This window comes from Micromonospora sp. U56 (assembly GCF_018070095.1).
Taxonomy (GTDB): domain Bacteria; phylum Actinomycetota; class Actinomycetes; order Mycobacteriales; family Micromonosporaceae; genus Micromonospora; species Micromonospora purpureochromogenes.
The window spans coordinates 1-841 of the sequence record NZ_JAGPYL010000280.1; the positions used below are offsets into that span (position 1 = coordinate 1).

At 67.1% G+C, this 841-nt stretch carries 1 protein-coding gene; it reads left to right on the plus strand.

Annotated features, from left to right (window positions below):
• On the plus strand, positions 1-841 hold an 841-nt coding region (locus KBX37_RS33980), incomplete at both ends, for a DNRLRE domain-containing protein (protein WP_210779899.1).

Here is an 841-nt window from a genome sequence, read left to right on the forward strand (position 1 = left end):
CGGCCGGCGGTGACTACGACACTGCCTGGAAGGCCAGCTTCAACGGGTTCACCAACGACCCCGAGTGGGAGAACTGGGACGTCACCACCGCGGTGAAGGGGTGGCACACCACTCCGACGACCAACTACGGGCTGCTGCTGCGCCAGCGCGACGAGGTCAACCAGACCGCGCGGGCGATGCTGCTCTCCGCCGAGGGCGCCGAGCCGCTGCTGCGACCGACGCTGGAGGTGACCTACCTTGAGCAGACCGCCGAGTCGACGTACTACGCGGCCTCGACGCCGCAGACGCTGACGCCGAACGCCACCTACACCCTCCCGGTGACCGTGTCCAACCCCACCCTGGCGCCCTGGAACACCACCGACTGGGAGCTGACCTACGACTGGAAGCGGCTCAACGAGACCGGTGCCCTCGTCGACGCCACCGACGAGAGCTACGAGCTGCGTACCCCGCTGCCCAAGAACGTGCTCGCCGGTGCCACGGTCGACGTCACCGCACAGGTGAAGACCCCGCCGTCGTCGACCGACGGCAACAAGCGCAGCGAGTACGTCCTGAACTGGGACCTGCGTAAGAAGCTGGACGGCAGCAAGCTGTCGGCGTCCTCGCCGATCAAGGGGCTGCCGCAGAACGTGGCGGTGGAGGAGCCCACCTCCGACCAGCTCGGCCTGGAGAAGTTCTACTCGTACGCGGGTAAGAACACCGGCGCCGGCGGCACCCTGATGAACAACCTGTTCGCCGGCAACACCGTCTGGTCGTACAACGCGTTCAACAACCCGTCGCGTGGCCTGTCGACGTTCGTCCGGATGTCCTACAACTCGCTGGACACCACCGACTCGGTCGCCGG